General features: G+C 63.5%; 14 protein-coding genes and 1 pseudogene. 9 read left to right on the top strand and 6 right to left on the bottom strand.

Annotated features, from left to right (window positions below; translation table 11 throughout):
• Nucleotides 1-20 precede the first annotated feature (20 nt).
• The 6 genes from P0D96_RS19230 to P0D96_RS19205 all read left to right on the top strand — a co-directional run bounded on the left by P0D96_RS19230 (nucleotide 21) and on the right by P0D96_RS19205 (nucleotide 7,426).
• Entirely contained in the window at nucleotides 21-1,154 is a 1,134-nt protein-coding gene (locus P0D96_RS19230) for an acyl-CoA dehydrogenase (RefSeq protein WP_132379340.1), read from the top strand.
• 109 nt (nucleotides 1,155-1,263) lie between these two features.
• The gene (locus P0D96_RS19225; protein WP_408178104.1) at nucleotides 1,264-2,955 is read left to right on the top strand and encodes an AMP-binding protein; all 1,692 of its coding nucleotides are present in this window, start codon (nucleotides 1,264-1,266) and stop codon (nucleotides 2,953-2,955) included.
• A gap of 59 nt (nucleotides 2,956-3,014) precedes the next feature.
• Entirely contained in the window at nucleotides 3,015-4,526 is a 1,512-nt protein-coding gene (locus P0D96_RS19220) for a CoA-acylating methylmalonate-semialdehyde dehydrogenase (protein WP_408178103.1), read from the top strand.
• Nucleotides 4,527-4,560: 34 nt separating this feature from the next.
• Nucleotides 4,561-5,466 carry a 3-hydroxyisobutyrate dehydrogenase gene (mmsB, locus tag P0D96_RS19215; RefSeq protein WP_408314845.1) on the top strand — a complete coding sequence of 302 codons (906 nt, stop codon included), beginning with the start codon at nucleotides 4,561-4,563 and terminating at the stop codon, nucleotides 5,464-5,466.
• A complete protein-coding gene (locus tag P0D96_RS19210; RefSeq protein ID WP_408178101.1) occupies nucleotides 5,463-6,278 on the top strand; it encodes an enoyl-CoA hydratase in 816 nt (271 codons plus the stop codon). Before mmsB ends, P0D96_RS19210 begins: the two co-directional genes overlap by 4 nt.
• Nucleotides 6,278-7,426: an enoyl-CoA hydratase/isomerase family protein gene (locus P0D96_RS19205; protein ID WP_408178100.1), complete on the top strand. Its 1,149-nt coding sequence runs from the start codon at nucleotides 6,278-6,280 to the stop codon at nucleotides 7,424-7,426. Before P0D96_RS19210 ends, P0D96_RS19205 begins: the two co-directional genes overlap by 1 nt.
• A gap of 168 nt (nucleotides 7,427-7,594) precedes the next feature.
• Here the strand turns inward: P0D96_RS19205 and P0D96_RS19200 are convergent, their stop codons facing one another.
• From P0D96_RS19200 to P0D96_RS19190, 3 genes are all read right to left on the bottom strand, one after another.
• Nucleotides 7,595-8,851 (bottom strand): MFS transporter, encoded by a 1,257-nt coding sequence (locus P0D96_RS19200; protein WP_408314842.1) that lies wholly within the window; start codon nucleotides 8,849-8,851, stop codon nucleotides 7,595-7,597.
• A gap of 108 nt (nucleotides 8,852-8,959) precedes the next feature.
• Nucleotides 8,960-9,799 carry a siderophore-interacting protein gene (locus tag P0D96_RS19195; protein WP_408314840.1) on the bottom strand — a complete coding sequence of 280 codons (840 nt, stop codon included), beginning with the start codon at nucleotides 9,797-9,799 and terminating at the stop codon, nucleotides 8,960-8,962.
• 151 nt (nucleotides 9,800-9,950) lie between these two features.
• The gene (locus P0D96_RS19190) at nucleotides 9,951-10,862 is read right to left on the bottom strand and encodes a PadR family transcriptional regulator (protein ID WP_408314838.1); all 912 of its coding nucleotides are present in this window, start codon (nucleotides 10,860-10,862) and stop codon (nucleotides 9,951-9,953) included.
• Nucleotides 10,863-10,978: 116 nt separating this feature from the next.
• On the opposite strand from P0D96_RS19190, the gene P0D96_RS19185 reads away from it, so the two are divergent.
• Together P0D96_RS19185 and P0D96_RS19180 are read left to right on the top strand one after the other, a co-directional pair.
• On the top strand, nucleotides 10,979-11,212 hold the full coding sequence (locus tag P0D96_RS19185; protein ID WP_408285110.1) for an HU family DNA-binding protein: 234 nt from the start codon (nucleotides 10,979-10,981) through the stop codon (nucleotides 11,210-11,212).
• Nucleotides 11,213-11,461: 249 nt separating this feature from the next.
• A pseudogene (locus tag P0D96_RS19180) lies at nucleotides 11,462-11,643 on the top strand (dienelactone hydrolase family protein); the annotation flags it as partial.
• 39 nt (nucleotides 11,644-11,682) lie between these two features.
• Here the strand turns inward: P0D96_RS19180 and P0D96_RS19175 are convergent.
• The 3 genes from P0D96_RS19175 to P0D96_RS19165 form a co-directional block, all read right to left on the bottom strand.
• Nucleotides 11,683-12,456 (bottom strand): maleate cis-trans isomerase family protein, encoded by a 774-nt coding sequence (locus P0D96_RS19175; RefSeq protein WP_408314836.1) that lies wholly within the window; start codon nucleotides 12,454-12,456, stop codon nucleotides 11,683-11,685.
• A gap of 68 nt (nucleotides 12,457-12,524) precedes the next feature.
• A complete protein-coding gene (locus tag P0D96_RS19170) occupies nucleotides 12,525-13,874 on the bottom strand; it encodes an MFS transporter (protein WP_408285106.1) in 1,350 nt (449 codons plus the stop codon).
• Nucleotides 13,875-14,109: 235 nt separating this feature from the next.
• Complete coding sequence (locus P0D96_RS19165) at nucleotides 14,110-14,700, bottom strand: TetR/AcrR family transcriptional regulator (protein WP_408178093.1); 591 nt, start codon at nucleotides 14,698-14,700, stop codon at nucleotides 14,110-14,112.
• Between the two features lie 188 nt (nucleotides 14,701-14,888).
• Here P0D96_RS19165 and P0D96_RS19160 point away from each other — a divergent pair, with 188 nt between their 5' ends.
• The gene (locus P0D96_RS19160) at nucleotides 14,889-16,178 is read left to right on the top strand and encodes an aromatic ring-hydroxylating oxygenase subunit alpha (protein WP_408314835.1); all 1,290 of its coding nucleotides are present in this window, start codon (nucleotides 14,889-14,891) and stop codon (nucleotides 16,176-16,178) included.
• Nucleotide 16,179: the final 1 nt, after the last annotated feature.

Here is a 16,179-nt window from a genome sequence, read left to right as displayed (position 1 = left end):
ACAGCACAGGACCGAGCGCCATGGACAGCTTCTACACCGACGAACAACGGATGATCCGCGACGCCGCTCGCGACTTCGCCACCGAGCGGCTCGCCCCGCATGCGGGTCAATGGGACCGCGACGCGCAACTGCCCGCCGAGGTCGTCAAGCAGATGGGCGACCTTGGTTTTCTCGGCATGATCGTGCCGGCGGAGTGGGGCGGCTCCTACACCGACTACGTGGCCTATGCGCTCGCGCTCGAAGAGATCGCCGCGGGCTGCGCCGCCTGCGCCACGCTGATGAGCGTGCACAACTCGGTCGGCTGCGGGCCGCTTCTCAACTTCGGCACGGAAGCACAAAAAGACCGCTACTTGCAGGACCTCGCGACCGGCCGCCGCATCGGCGCGTTCTGCCTGACCGAGCCGCAGGCCGGTTCGGAGGCGAACAATCTGCGCACCCGCGCCGTGCTGCGCGACGGCAAGTGGATTCTCAATGGCAGCAAGCAGTTCGTGACCAACGGCTCGCGCGCCGACCTCGCGATCGTCTTCGCCGTCACCGATCCCGAGCGCGGCAAGCGCGGTCTGTCGGCCTTCATCGTGCCGACCGATACGCCGGGTTTCAACGTCGGCAAGCCGGAACACAAGCTCGGCATTCGCGCCTCCGATACCTGTCCGATTTCGCTCGACGATTGCGCCGTGCCGGAAGCCAATCTGCTCGGCGAGCCGGGCGAAGGCTTGCGCATCGCGCTGTCGAATCTCGAAGGCGGCCGCATCGGCATTGCCGCGCAGGCGGTCGGCATCGCGCGGGCCGCGTTCGATGCCGCGCGTCTCTACGCAAACGAACGCATCCAGTTCGGCAAGGCGTTGAAGGAGCATCAGACTATCGCCAACATGCTCGCCGACATGGCCACGCGCCTGAACGCCGCGCGCCTGCTCGTGCATCACGCGGCGCGGCTGCGCACGGCGGGCAAGCCGTGTTTGTCGGAGGCATCGCAGGCCAAGCTGTTCGCGTCGGAATTGGCCGAGGAAATCTGCTCGAACGCGATCCAGATTCACGGCGGCTATGGGTATCTCGAAGACTACGCGGTGGAGCGCCATTATCGCGACGCGCGCATCACGCAGATTTACGAAGGGACCAGCGAAGTGCAGCGCATGCTGATCGCGCGGCATGTGTAAATAGAAGTGAGGCTGGTTTTGAGTGCAAAATAGCTTGCCCGCCGAGTAGAAAGCAGTGCAACGCGGGACAAAAAAAGCGGAGCGCATACCGCGCCACCAGGAGACGACGATGACTGCAGCGAAGGCCTTTTTCGACGCGCGCGACCTGTTATTGCGCCATCGAACCGACTACGACCGCGCGTACCGCGAATTCGCGTGGCCGGCACTAGGCGAGTTCAACTGGGCGCTCGACTATTTCGACGTAGTCGCGCGCAATAACGACAATCCCGCTCTGTGGATCGTCGACGATCCCGCCAGCGACGGCCTGCGCCTGTCCTACGCGCAGATGTCGGAGCGCTCGGCGCGCATGGCGAATTTCCTGCGCGGCATGGGCGTGGGCCGCGGCGACCGTCTGCTGCTGATGTTGCCGAACCGCGTCGAACTGTGGGACGTGATGCTCGCGGCCATGAAGCTCGGCGCGATCGTGCTGCCCGCCACCACCCAGCTTTCCGCCGACGACGTGCGCGACCGCGTGCAGATCGGCGGTGCGAATTTCGCGGTGGTCGATAGCGCGGAGCTGGCCAAATTCGATGCGCTCGAAGCGCCGCTCACGCGCCTGTCGGTGGGCACGCCGCGCGAGGGCTGGATCGATCTCTCCGCGGCCTATGACGCATCGCCGCAATTCACGCCCGAGGGCGTCACGCGGGCCACCGATCCGATGCTGTTGTATTTCACCTCGGGCACGACCTCGAAGCCCAAGCTGGTCGAACATACGCACCAAAGCTACCCGGTCGGCCATCTGTCGACGATGTACTGGATCGGTCTGCAACCGAACGATATCCATTGGAATATCAGCTCGCCGGGCTGGGCCAAGCACGCGTGGAGCTGCTTCTTCGCGCCGTGGAATGCGCAGGCCTGCGTGTTCGTTTTCAACTTCCCGCGCTTCGTGCCGAAAGACACGCTGAACGCGCTGGTGCGTTTCAACATCACCACGCTGTGCGCGCCGCCGACCGTCTGGCGCATGCTGGTGCAGGAGCATCTCACCGACTACCCGGTCAAGCTGCGCGAGATTGTCGGCGCCGGCGAGCCGCTGAATCCCGAGGTCATCGAGCGCGTGAAGCACGCGTGGGGCATCACGATACGCGACGGTTTCGGCCAGACCGAGACCACCTGCCAGATCGGCAACTCGCCGGGCCAACCGGTCGTGCCCGGTTCGATGGGGCGCCCGCTGCCGGGCTACACCATCGAGCTCATCGATGCCGACGACCAGCCCGTCACGGAAGGCGAAATCGCGTTGCCGCTGGCCGAACGGCCGCTCGGTTTGATGACCGGTTACGCGAACAACGCCAAGGCCACGGCACAGGCCATGCGCAACGGTTTCTATCGCACGTCCGACGTCGCGCTGCGCCGTGACGACGGCTACTACGTCTATGTCGGCCGCGCCGACGACGTCTTCAAATCGTCCGATTACCGCCTGAGTCCGTTCGAACTCGAAAGCGTGCTGATCGAACACGAGGCGATCGGTGAGGCCGCCGTGGTGCCGAGCGCCGACGCTCTGCGTCTGTCGGTGCCCAAGGCGTTCGTCACCGTGCGCCAGGGTTACGAAGCCGGCCCCGAACTCGCGCGCGCGGTGTTCGCGTTCTCGCGCGAAAAGCTCGCGCCGTACAAGCGGATTCGCCGCCTGCAATTCAGCGAGTTGCCCAAGACCATTTCCGGCAAGATTCGCCGCGTCGAATTGCGGCGCCGCGAAATGGAGCGCGAGGCCGAGCCCGCGCGCCTGCCTGATGAGTATTGGGAAGAAGATTTCCCGGATCTGCGTTGATTTTATTTGTCCCCAGTCACTGTCCGGCCGCCTCGCGGCCACTGCAGAGGAGTTTCAGCATGAGCGCAATTGCTGCCGTTGCCACCGTCAAGTTGCTGATCAACGGCGAGTTCGTCGAATCGAAGACCAGCGAATGGCGCGACATCGTCAATCCCGCCACGCAAGAGGTGCTGGCGCGCGTCCCGTTCGCCACCGCCGATGAAGTGAACGAAGCCATCCGTTCCGCCCACACCGCGTTCAAGACCTGGAAGGACACGCCGATCGGTGCGCGCATGCGCATCATGCTGAAGTACCAGGCGCTGATTCGCGAGCATATGCCGCGTATCGCGAAGACCTTGAGCGCGGAACAGGGCAAGACGATTCCCGATGCCGAAGGCGATATCTTCCGCGGCCTCGAAGTGGTCGAGCATGCGTGTTCGATCGGCACCTTGCAGCAGGGCGAATTCGCGGAGAACGTGGCGGGCGGCGTGGACACGTACACGCTGCGGCAACCGATCGGCGTGTGCGCTGGCATCACACCGTTCAACTTCCCGGCGATGATCCCGCTGTGGATGTTCCCGATGGCAATCGTGTGCGGCAATACGTTCGTGTTGAAGCCTTCCGAGCAGGACCCGCTCTCGACCATGCAACTGGTCGAACTCGCGCTCGAAGCCGGTGTGCCGAAGGGCGTGCTGAACGTGGTGCACGGCGGCAAGGAGGTGGTCGACGCGCTCTGCACGCACGAACTGGTTAAGGCGATCTCGTTCGTCGGCTCGACGGCGGTCGGCACGCACGTGTACCGCCTCGGCAGCGAGCACGGCAAGCGCGTGCAATCGATGATGGGCGCGAAAAACCACGCCGTGGTGCTGCCCGATGCGAACCGCGAGCAGACGCTGAACGCGCTGGCCGGCGCAGGATTCGGTGCAGCGGGACAGCGCTGCATGGCGACCTCGGTGGTCGTGCTGGTGGGCGCGGCGCAGCAATGGTTGCCTGACCTGGTCGCCAAGGCCAAGGCGCTGAAAGTCAACGCGGGCAACGAACCGAACACGGACATCGGCCCGGTGGTTTCGCGCGCGGCAAAGCAGCGCATTCTCGGCCTGATCGAAACCGGCGTGAAAGAAGGCGCCACGCTCGCGCTCGACGGTCGCGGCGTAAAAGTGCCGGGCTACGAGCAAGGCAACTTCATCGGTCCGACGGTCTTTAGCGACGTCACCACTGAAATGGAAATCTACCGTCAGGAAATTTTCGGGCCGGTGCTGGTGGTGCTGAACGCGGCAACGCTCGATGACGCGATCGCGCTGGTCAACCGCAATCCGTTCGGCAACGGCGTGGGCCTCTTCACGCAGAGCGGCGCGGCGGCACGCAAATTTCAGAGCGAGATCGATATCGGTCAAGTCGGCATCAACATTCCGATTCCGGTGCCGGTGCCGTTCTTCAGCTTCACCGGTTCGCGCGGCTCGAAACTCGGCGATCTCGGCCCGTATGGCAAACAGGTCGTGCAGTTCTACACGCAGACCAAGACCGTCACCGCCCGCTGGTTCGACGACGACACCGTCAACGACGGCGTCAATACGACCATCAGCCTGCGCTGAGTCCACGCGGCTTCTGAAGACTGGAGACGAGATCATGAAAATAGGCTTTATCGGACTCGGCAACATGGGTGCGCCGATGGCGCACAACCTGCTCAAGGCGGGCCACGCGGTCAACGTGTTCGACCTCAACGCGCAAGCCGTGCAGGCGCTCGTCGATGCGGGCGCGAAAGCGGCCGGTTCGCCGAAAGCGGCGGTGACCGACGCGGAATGCGTGATCACCATGCTGCCCGCCGCCGCCCATGTGCGCAGCGTGCTGACCGCGGACGACGGCATCTTCGCCGGCATCGCGAAGGGCGTGACCATTATCGATTCGAGCACGATCGATCCCGCGAGCGTGAAATCATTCGCCGAACTCGCGCAGCAACACGGCAACACTTTTGTCGACGCGCCTGTGTCCGGCGGCACTGGCGGCGCGGCGGCCGGCACGCTGACCTTCATGGTCGGCGGCAGCGCGAGCGCGTATGAGCAGGTCAAGCCGGTACTCTCGGCGATGGGTAAGAACATCGTGCATTGCGGCGATACCGGCACGGGCCAGGTCGCGAAGATTTGCAACAACCTCGTGCTCGGCATCACGATGGCGGGCGTGGCCGAAGCCATGTCGCTCGGCGAGGCGCTCGGCATCGACGCGAAAGTGCTGGGCGGAATCATCAATACGTCGACGGGGCGCTGCTGGAGTTCGGACACGTATAACCCGATGCCCGGTGTGATCGAGACAGCGCCCTCCACGCGTGGTTATACCGGCGGCTTCGGCACGGATCTGATGCTCAAGGATCTGGGGCTCGCCACCGACGCCGCGAAATTCGCGCGTCAACCGGTCTATCTTGGGGCGTTAGCTCAACAGCTCTATCAAACGATGAGCACGAAAGGCGCGGGACGTCTCGACTTTTCCGCGGTCATCAAGCTTTATCGTCAGGACGGCAAGGACGGAGGCGCGGCATGATCGAACTCGACTACGCGCACGACGGCGCCGTCGCGCAACTCACCCTCAAGCGGCCGCCCGCCAACGCGTTCACGCCCGAGGGCTTGTTGCAATTGCAGCAGACCGTCGAGCGCCTGAACGGCGAGGCGCGCGTGCGGGCAATCGTGATTACCGGCGACGGCCCCAAGTTCTTCAGCGCGGGCGCAGACCTGAACACGTTCGCCGACGGCAACCGCGGAGTCGCGCGCACCGCGGCGGCGCGCTTTGGCGCGGCGTTCGAGACCTTGCAGAACGCGCGGCCGGTGGTGATCGCGGCGATCAACGGGTATGCGATGGGCGGCGGGCTCGAATGCGCGCTGGCTTGCGATATTCGCATCGCCGAACAACATGCGTTGCTGGCGTTGCCCGAGACGGCAGTCGGCTTGCTGCCCTGTGGTTGCGGCACGCAGACGCTGCCGTGGCTGGTCGGCGAAGGCTGGGCCAAGCGGATGATTCTGACCGGCGAGCGCGTCGATGCGGCGACGGCGTTGCGCATCGGTCTGGTCGAAGAAGTGGTGGAGAAGGGCGCGGCGCGCGAGGCCGCGCTGGCCATGGCGGCGCGTGTCGCTACGTTGAGTCCGCAGGCGGTCGGCTTCAGCAAGACGCTGATTCATCAGGGGCGCAACGGCGTGCCACGCGCGGCGGCGCTGGCGCTGGAGCGCGAGCGCTTTGTCGATCTGTTCGACGGCGCCGATCAGCGCGAAGGCGTCAATGCGTTCCTCGAAAAGCGCACGCCGCGCTGGCAGGTGACGCAGGCCGCGCAGGCGGATTCCTCGCAGCAGGAGACGCGTTGATGAGCGCAGTGCAAAGCGTCATAGCCGAAACGAGCCTCGAAGCGGAACGCGAGATCCTGTTTCGCGTGGTGAATCGCGTGGCGATCATCACGCTGAACCGTCCCGCCGCGCTCAATGCGCTTTCGCACGCGATGGTGCGCGAGCTTGCCGTGCTGGTCGAGCATTGCCGCACCGACGACGGCATCGTCGCGCTCGTGCTGAAAGGCGCAGGCGCCAAAGGTTTCTGCGCGGGCGGCGACGTGCGCGAAGTGCAGCGGCTCGCGAAGAACGGCGACAGCCGGTGGCTCGCGTTCTTCGTCGACGAATACCGGCTCGACTATGCGCTGCACACCTTTCCGAAGCCGGTGGTCGCGTTGCTCGACGGCATCGCGATGGGCGGCGGCATGGGGCTCGGCCAGGGGGCGCGGCTGCGCATCGTGACCGAGCGCAGCAAGATCGCCATGCCGGAGACGCGCATCGGCTTTCTGCCGGACGTCGGCGCGACGCGCTTTCTGAGCGTGATGCCGGCGGAGCTCGAGCTATATGTCGGGCTGACCGGCGCGACCTTGTCCGGCGCCGATGCGTTGCGCCTGCAACTAGCCGATCTGTGCGTGCCGGCCGAATGGCTCGCCAGTTTCGAAGAGCGTCTTCAGCGCATGCCGCTCGAAGGCGATCTGATGGCCGCCTTGCGCGGCGTGTTCGAGCCGCCGTGCAACATCATTCCGCACGCGCCGCTGGCCGCGTTCACGCAACTGATCTTGCGGCATTTCGACCGCCGTTCGAGCGTCGAGCGGATGGTCGCGACGGTGCGGCACGACCTGGAGCGCGAGCCGCCGCGCGAGGTGAAGCAGTGGTTGCAATCCATCTACGATGCGCTGACCAGCCATTCGCCCACCATGCTTTACGTCACGCGTGAGGCGCTTTTGCGTGGGCGGCAGATGAGCCTGGCCGAGTGCTTCCGCATGGAGTTGGGTATCGTCAAACGCGTGATCGAGGAGGGTGACTTCTGCGAAGGCGTGCGAGCCCAGTTGATCGATAAGGATCGCAAGGCGCGCTGGGCGCCTGCCACGCTCGCCGAGGTGCGGCCCGAGCGCGTCAAACATTTTCTCGCCTCGCCGTGGAAGAGCGAGGCGCATCCACTGGCCGCGTTGGGCGCGCAGCAGGGGTGAAGTGGAGCGGGCGCTCTGTGCAAGCGCCGCTGAAGGACGACTCGCTGCGGCTGGCCGAAGGCGGCATCAAGTTCGTGGTGGTGGCCGTCCAGCTGAACGATGCCGGCCTGACAGACTGAAGCGTCTCCGCGCGGCGCCTTGCACAACAGCGCCGCGCGAGACACGCAATCAACTTTCGCCGACCGCTTCAGCATGCAACATCCCCGGCGCCGGCGCATCGCCTTGCGCGCCGCGTACGCGGGAAACCCACAACACGCCGGCCAGCGCGACCGCAACCGAAGCCCAGCCGACCGTCCCGTAACCGATGATCTGGCCGCTCGGCGAACTGCTGAGCATCAAGCCGCCGATCCATGCGCCGCATCCCGTGCCCAGTGCCTGGAGCGCACTGTTCGCACTGAGAAAAGCGCCGCGCCGGGCAGGCTCGGGCACGGTGGTCAGCAGTGCCTGCATGGGCACCATGCGCCCGGACATCAGCACCATGAAAACTGGGAAAAACATCACCAGCGCGTAAAACGGCAGATTCGGCAGATGTGTGACGAACAGCACCGGCACAAACGCGAGTACCGCCGCGATCCGGAACACGCGCCGCGTGCCGTAACGATCCGCGAATTCGCCCACCCGGCGCGAAGTGAAGAACGTCGCTGCGCCACCGGCCATATAGAGCCATGACAATTGCTCGGGCGCCACGCCGTGATTGGCGACCAGCACCGGCGAAATGAACGGAATCACCAGCATGTGCGCGACCATCATCATGAAGGTCAGCGCAAACGCATTCAGATGCCGCGGGTTGCTCAGGAGCCGCCACAAATCCGGCAGCACTTCCGCGAGCGGCGGCTGACGGCGGTTCAAATGCTCCGCCAGCGATGGCACCAGTTGCCGTCCCGCCGTCCACACGAGCAGCGACAGCGCCACCAGCAGGAAGAACGGCGCGGCCCAGCCGAAGTGCGCGCCGAGCATCACGCCGGCCGGCACGCCCGCAATCGCCGCGAGGGAAAAGGCGGTCATGATCGTGCCGGTGGCGGCGCCGCGGCGTTGAACCGGGATCACGTCGCCGACGATCGCCATGATCACCGAGCCCAGCACGCCGCCCGTGATGCCCGCGAACGCGCGTGCGGCCAGCAGCAGCGGAAAGCTGCTCGCCAGCGCGCACGCCAGGTTCGACAGCGCGAACAGCGCATACATGGTCAGCAGCAGACGGCGCCGGTCGAAGCGGTCGATATAGGTCGCCGCGAACAGTCCCGACAGTCCCGAGCACCACGAATACGCCGACACGGCCGTCGCGAATGCAGCCGGCGTGATCGCGAACGCGTGCATGATCTGCGGGCCGAGCGGCATCATCACCATGAAGTCCATGATGATGGTGAACTGCGTCAGCGCGAGCAGCCACAGCAGGCGGCGTTCGTGCTTTGCGCTTATTGAGTACATCGATCGATTCCTTGTTGTTGTTTTTGGAAGCACAGTGCTCGCGCGACTCGCGCCGCCGCCGGATCGCACGCGCCTCAAAACGCATGTGATCCCGCGGACGGCCGACACTCAATCGTCGAGCGTTTCGTGCACCGCTTCGGCGCCCTGTTTCCAGTAGCTGGCCGCGCGAATGCGTGATTTGTCGACGCCGCGTTCCGTGCACAGGTGATAGCGCACTGCGCGCATCGTCGCGGCTTCGCCGGCTGCCCAGACATAGCCTTCGCCGTTTTCGGGCAGATAGGTGTCGCGCACGGCCTGCAGCAAGGCCTCGCCGCGCACACCCGCTTCGCTGCGATAGCGCCACACGAGATGCAACTCGGCCTGCGTCGTGAATTCGATCTGCGCCGACGGATCGGCCACTTCGATCACGGCCGCGACGCGCTTGCCGGCCGGCAGCTCTTCGAGACGCCGGGCGATGGCGGGCAACGCGGTATCGTCGCCGATCAGCAGATGCCAGTCGAAATCCTTAGGTATCACGAGCGAACCGCGCGGGCCGCCGATACCGAGATACTGGCCCACTTTGGCTTGCGCCGCCCACGTCGCCGCGGGGCCCGCTTCGTGCATTGCAAACTCGATGTCGAGTTCGCCCGCCTCGCGATCGAAGCGGCGCGGCGTGAAATCGCGCGCGATCGGATGTGGCTGGCCGGTGGGAAACACCGGACCGTCGGGGCCCGCTTCAGGCAGCACCGGCTTGTCCGCGCCGGGTTCCGGGAAGAACACCTTGAGGTGGTCGTCGAACGAAGCGGAGACGAAGTCATGCAGATCTTCGCCCGTGAATGTGACGCGGATCAGATGCGGGGTCAGCGCGCGCACCTGCTTGACTTGCAGCAGACGGAACTTCAGCGGATGGCGTACGCGGTGGACTGCGAGGCCGGTTTGATTGTCGGTTTGGTGGTCTTTAGTCGGCATAAGAGTGGTGCTCCTGTCGACCAGAGGTTGGCGCTTGAGCGCCTTGCTCCGGTCCCATGCAAGATGGTTGCGGTTGGTTCGATGGGCGCGCGCTCACGCGCGGGCGGCGCTCCCGGCGTGCAAGCGCACGCGGGGAACGGGCGGCACGATTTCAACGGGCCGCTTCGCCGCCGTTGCCGTTTTCGCTGTTGTCCGGTTTGACTTCGCTTTCGATTTCTTTCGCCGCGCGCATCAGAATTTCAGCGATGCGGCGCTGCTGCGCCGCCGGCGCGTTGTCACGGCGCAGCAACGCATGCTTCAGGGCTCGGCGCGCTTCGTTCAGTTCGGGCAGCCAGCCGCCTTCGCTGATGTCGGCCGGCTCTTCGCCGGCAAACGCGCGGCGCACCGAATCCATCTTGCGGGCGATATGGCTCAGCTTGGCCAGCATCAATTCGACGCGGTCGCGGTTGGCGGCCAGATATTCGCGGCCCGTTTCCGACAGTTCGTAGCGCTTGCGGTTGCCTTCGAGTTGCACGGTCACGTAGCCGAGTTCTTCCAGATACGTGAGCGCTGGATAGACCATGCCCGGGCTCGGACTGTAAAAGCCGTTCGAGCGCGTTTCGAGCGCCTTGATCAGTTCGTAGCCGTGGCTCGGCTGCGTGCCGATCATCGACAGGAGCAGCAGTTGCAGGTCGTCGGAACTGAATTTGCGGCCGCGCGGAAAACCGTCGCCGTCGCCGCCGAAGCCGCCCGGGCCGCCGCCGAAGCGCCCGCCACGCCCGCCGCCGCGATGCTCGTGATGACGGCCGATGGCGTGCCACAGCGCATGCAGCGAGAAGCGGTCGTAGCCGTGACGGCCAGGGCCGCCGCGCAGGTCGCCACGGAATTCGTCGCGGTCACTGCGGCCGCGTTCGCCGCGACGGCGTTCGAAGCCGTCACCGCGTGCTTCGCCGCCGCGCTCGCCCCGATAGTCGTGGTGATGGGCAAAGGCGTGCCAGAACGCATGAAGTGCGCCGCGTTGGTGGCCGGTGGAGAAAGTGTCGTCCGCTGTGTGCGGACGCGAAAAACGGTGTCGATGACGCATCTTGGTACTCCCGCTTGTGTCTTAAGATGTGTCTTAAGATATATATCTTAAGATAGTTTGTCAACTTCCTCTTTTTTTTGTATCGGCGCACAACAAAGTGTGCGGGAACGCGAAAATTGCGTTTCGGGAACACCGGTGAGGCGATTGACGCGGTGATCGCGGCCATCACCGGTGAACTGACTAAGGGAAAGACGGTGCAGCTGATCGGCTTTGGTTCGTTTTCGACCGGCGCGCGTGCCGCACGGGTCGGCCGCAACCGGGCGACCGGCGCCGAGATCCAGATCCCGGCCGCAAAGACAGTCAAGTTCACCGCGGGCAAGGCGTTCAAGGATGCAGTGAACGGGGCCTGAGGCCACGGGCAAGCCGTCAGACGTCATTGCCAACGGTCTCTTGGTCGAATCACTGCGACCGGACGAGGCGGCAGTCGCGCAGGAACATAGTGTTCAGACTGTCGGCCTGGACTCAGCGCGGCTGGCCTGGTAGCATTTTTCTGCGGGAGGCCGTGTCGTACGTCAGCCTCGAACTTGGTTACGCTAGCAGCGTTACTGAACTTGCTAGCGCTCCTGTGAATACGGCTAGCATCAATTGTGAACGCCAACAACAAGCTTTACACCGAGCAGGTCTATTGGATCAAGCGTCGGAGCTGGTGAAGGTCGGCGTGCTCGATCCAACCGGTTTGCCGAATACCGGAATCCTGACCGCAAAGAAGTTGATCGAAGAAAGCTTGCCGAGCAATACGCTGATGCGCAACTGGGCCAGCAGCGAAGGCAAGCCGGTCTGATGCGCGTCGAGTCGCCGGCTTCGGCCGGTTAAGCGCGCGTTACCGCAGCGGCGATACTTCTTGCAAGGTCTTGGCACGCGCATCGGGAGGAACCTGTTCGTGCGCGAGGGTCCTCGCGAGAAGTGAGCCGTAGCGGGTGGGCCGCTCGACAATTCTGAACCTGCACAGGCAATGCCAAAGCAGAGCGGCATTGCTCGTGACGACGGGGACCCCGACCTCGATTTCAAGCGTCTCGATCACCGGGCTGACGTGAATGCCCGCACAACTTATCAATAAGGCGTCGAAGCTACCTGCAATGCCTGCCGCTAGATCGAGCCACGATTGCGGCGTGATAGCCGCCTGTTCCCAAGGCGTCTGGCATGGCAGGCTTGCATGGCCGACGACATCGATCCCCTGTCCGCGCAGAAAGCCTATCTCCTTCAACACGACCTCTTGCCGATAGGGTGTCAGCAGCGCAATTCTCGAGGCCGACAGCGCGTCCAAAGCAGCGAGAACCGCATCGATGGTTGTGACAGCGGCAATGCCCGTCGCGTCCGTAATGCGCCGCCTGATTGTCTCGGAGCCATTCACCACACCAGCCGCCGTGCAATTCAACGCGATCAGATCGACTTTCGCGTCGGCGAGCAGGCCCGCATGGTATTCAAGGTTGTCGATGATGTTCGTGTCGGATTCGAGCGACGTATCGCGGAACGGCAAGCGCGTTGTCACGAACTGCACGCCCTCGGGCGCCATCAACTGAACCTCGAAGTCGCAGAGTCCGCCAGACGGATAGAGATGACCGATCCGGGCCAGGGTGCCCAAGCCGAGGCTCATTGTTTTGTCTCCATGGTGTGTTTTGTGAAAAGCGTGCCGTGCGATCCGCGCGTGCGCGGCAAATCTTTTCAACCTTCCAGCGAAACACTCGACGAGTCGAGCCGTGCCATGCGTGAGTGCGGGTCGCCGGTCAAAGCGATGGCCAGTGCGGCAACTAGTGCGGAGGCGGCAAACGCATAGAAATTCCATTGGACTTCGACGTTGTGCGCGGCGAGATAGGCGCCCACCATCGGACCGCTCATCGCGCCGAAACGTCCGATGCCAACGGCCCAGCCGGTCGCGCTCGCGCGCGCATGGGCGCGGTAGAAGTTGGCGATGAAGCCCAACTGAACCATTGCGACGCCAATGCTGCCGAAGCCGGCGAGTGCGACGAGCGCATAGTTGAAGACAAGGCTTCCCTTGAGCGTGAGGCCGCACACCGCGAGCGCGCCAATGATATAGCCCGCAACGATGGTCTTGCGCGCGCCCAGCCGGTCGCTGATCTGACCGATGAGGATGCCGCCCAACGCGGACGACAGCATGAATACCGCGAGAAACGACAGACTCGAACCGAGGTCGTAACCGAGCTTGCGCATGAGTTGCGGCAGCCACGTACCCAGGCCGTAGATCACCAGCACGGCGGCGACCTGAGCTACCCACAGGCAAATCGTTGCCCAGAAATTCTGCGGCGAGAACACTTCGCGGAACACGGCGCCAAGCGAGGGTTCCGGTGCCGCGCCGCGGCTTGCGCGCTGAAACACGGATGAATCGATGCCCAGGCGTTGGGCCAAAGTCTTCGCCTGAGTTTCTCGGCCCTTCGCAAGCAGAAAGTCGAGTGATTCAGGCAGAAGCCACACGAGAAGAGGAACCGCTAACAGCGGACTTGCCCCGAGCGCAACGACGAAGCGCCATCCGTGGGATTGCACAAAGAAAATACCGATGACCGCGGATAGCAGCGCGCCGAGCGAGTAGCCCGAGTACATCAGCGCGAAATTCAGATTGCGCTTGTCGGACGGCGAATATTCGACGGTCAGTGCCGCCGCCGCCGAAATGACTCCGCCAAGGCCGAGCCCGCCGATGAAGCGGCTGACGGAGAACACGAACGGCGTCGGTGCCCACGCTGCGCCGAGCATCGACAATGAGAAGAGGGCGACACAACTGATCAGCAGCAGTTTTCTGCCCACCAGGTCGCTGATCACGCTGATGAAATACGACCCGAACAAGGTACCGAACAGGGCGGCACTACCCATGGCGCCGATTTCCATCGGGGTGAGCTTCCAGACCGGGTCGCTCAGCAGGGACGGGACGATCGTTCCCATCACGCCGATGTCGTAGCCCTCGGCGACGATCGTCAGGAAACACAGAACCAGGACCAGATACGTGGTTCTGGACGGCGGGTTGAATGAACGTAATTGCGCGCTTTCGGAGATTGCGGCCATGCCAGCACCTCAGGCAAATAGTAAACGCCATTGATTGCCCGGCCATCCGATTGTCCGGCAGGTTCGGCCCGCGCTCCAGCGCTGATTCAGTGTGCGCCGCAGCGAGGTCTCACGCCTTGAACAACCCGAGGATCAGGGAGTCCGGCCGCTGAAATCAGCAGCCTAAATACAGAATGACATTCTTTTTTGCGTGCTGTCAAAGTTTTCAAAATTCCGCTTCGTTGCGGATGAACCGCTAGTGCGCTTCCGGTTCCTGCTCGCCTAGCAGCAGGTCGGCCATCATGGCCGAGATCTGGTCGATGTCGCGATCGTCGCCGATCCGGTGATTGATGACGAAGCCATCGAACGCCATCCAGATGAGGTGGGACAGCAAATCGCCGTGGACCACGCTCGCCCGTTCCCGCGGAAGCGAGTCGAGCAAAAGCTGTGTGACGAACGCCTCGACAGGTTGCAGCAGATTGACCGGCTTGCGCAGGTCTGCGGGCGCGGTCGCCAGCGCGTCGATGAGCGAGTTGGCAAAAGCATGATCGGCTGCCGGAATATCCGCCCAGATTCCACTGATGATACGGCGAATCTTGCTGCGCGGATTCGACAGCAGCATCACCTCGGTGCGCAGCGCGTGCAGTTGCCGCGTCAGCCACGGCTGATAGATCTCATACAGGATGATCAGTTTCGAATCGAAGTACACATACAGGTTCGCCACGGTAGTACCCGCCTCGCGCGCGATCTCGGTCATGGTGGTCGCCGAATAGCCCTTGCGGCTGAATGCCGCGAAGGCCGACGCCAGAATTGCCTCGCGAATTCCTGCTTTTTTTACCTGCGGCACCGCGCCTCCCTCGGTAGGTGATTCAACTGATTGACCCGCCATTCTAACAATCGCCTGCGCGCCGGATGTCTCGTCAGCGACGCCGCTTCAAAAAGTTTTCACAAAGAGCTTGACAGCATTTTTCGTTGAAAACAGAATGTCATTCATTATTCAGCGATTCAGCACTCACCTCACGAAGGACGCCGTTCATGAATGCGATTCCCGCCCCGGAGGGCACGTTGACCGCGCGCTACGCGGAACTAGGCGCTGGACTGATTCCCGTCGAGCCCTATATTTCTCCCGGGTACTACGAGCGCGAAAAGGCGCACATCTTCAAGAAGACCTGGTTGCAGGTCGGCCGCGTGGAGGAAATCCCCGAGGCGGGCGATTACTTCGTCAAGAAGCTCGACGCGTGCGACACGGAGATCATCGTCGTGCGCAACAAGCGCGGTGAGATTCGCGCAATGCACAACGTCTGCTCGCACCGGCTGAATCAGATTGCGTACGACAAGACCGGACATACGCGCAAATTCTTCTGCAAGTTCCACGGCTGGGCGTACGACCTGGACGGCAATTTGACGGGCGTGCCGGACGAGCAATGTTTTTTCGGGCTCGACTTCAAAGATTACGCACTGACGCGCGTCGCGTGCGACGTATGGCAAGGATTCATCTTCGTCAACATGGACCCGAAGCCCAGGCTCTCGCTCGCCGACTTTCTCAGGCCGATGTACGGCGAGGTCGAAGGCTATCCGTTCGACAAGCTGAAGGTGGGCTTCGCGTGGGAATCGGTGGTCGACTGCAACTGGAAGCTCGCGCTCGACGCGTTCCAGGAGGCGTATCACGTCGCGTATGTGCACGGCAATTCGATCGCCGACGCCATCGACAGTAGCGCGGGCGGCAGCATGCCGCCGCTCGACGCGCTGTGCGGCGAGTTCCATCGACGTCTGTCGCTGGCGGGCAACCAGAAGTCGGTCTATGGAAACCCGAAAGCGGTGACATCGGGCGGCGCGGCCGCGGCCGAAGCATTGTCCGACGCCGGTTCGAAACGCCCAATCGCCGCGGCGGCATTGCGCGCGGGCATTGGCAGCGCGCGTCATGAGTTTCCGCTCGACGCGTTGCCCAAGGGTGTCAACTGGACGAAGAGCGAGAACTGGCTGTTCGACATCAACGTGATGTTTCCGGACTTCTATCTGTCGCTGCGTCCCAACTACTGCCAGGCCTACAACTTCCGTCCGATCGCGCATAACAAGACGCTTTTCGAAGCGCGCGTGTATTACCCGGAAATGACGACGCCAGGTGGCCGATTCTTCCTCGAGTACATGAAGGTGGCGTTGCGCGACGTGCTGCTCGAAGACCTCAGCACGCTCGAACGTACGCAACGGGCGGCGGAAACCGGCGTGAAGAAATTCATGGTGCTGCAGGACAACGAGCTGCTGGTGCGGCACAGCTATCACGTCATCGAACGCCTGTTGGCGCAAGCCGAAGCCACTGCGGAGTAAA

It is taken from the genome of Paraburkholderia sp. RL17-347-BIC-D (assembly GCF_046027915.1).
Taxonomy (GTDB): domain Bacteria; phylum Pseudomonadota; class Gammaproteobacteria; order Burkholderiales; family Burkholderiaceae; genus Paraburkholderia.
Note: the sequence above shows the minus strand (reverse complement) of the source record. Positions and strands in the feature narration are given on the sequence as shown.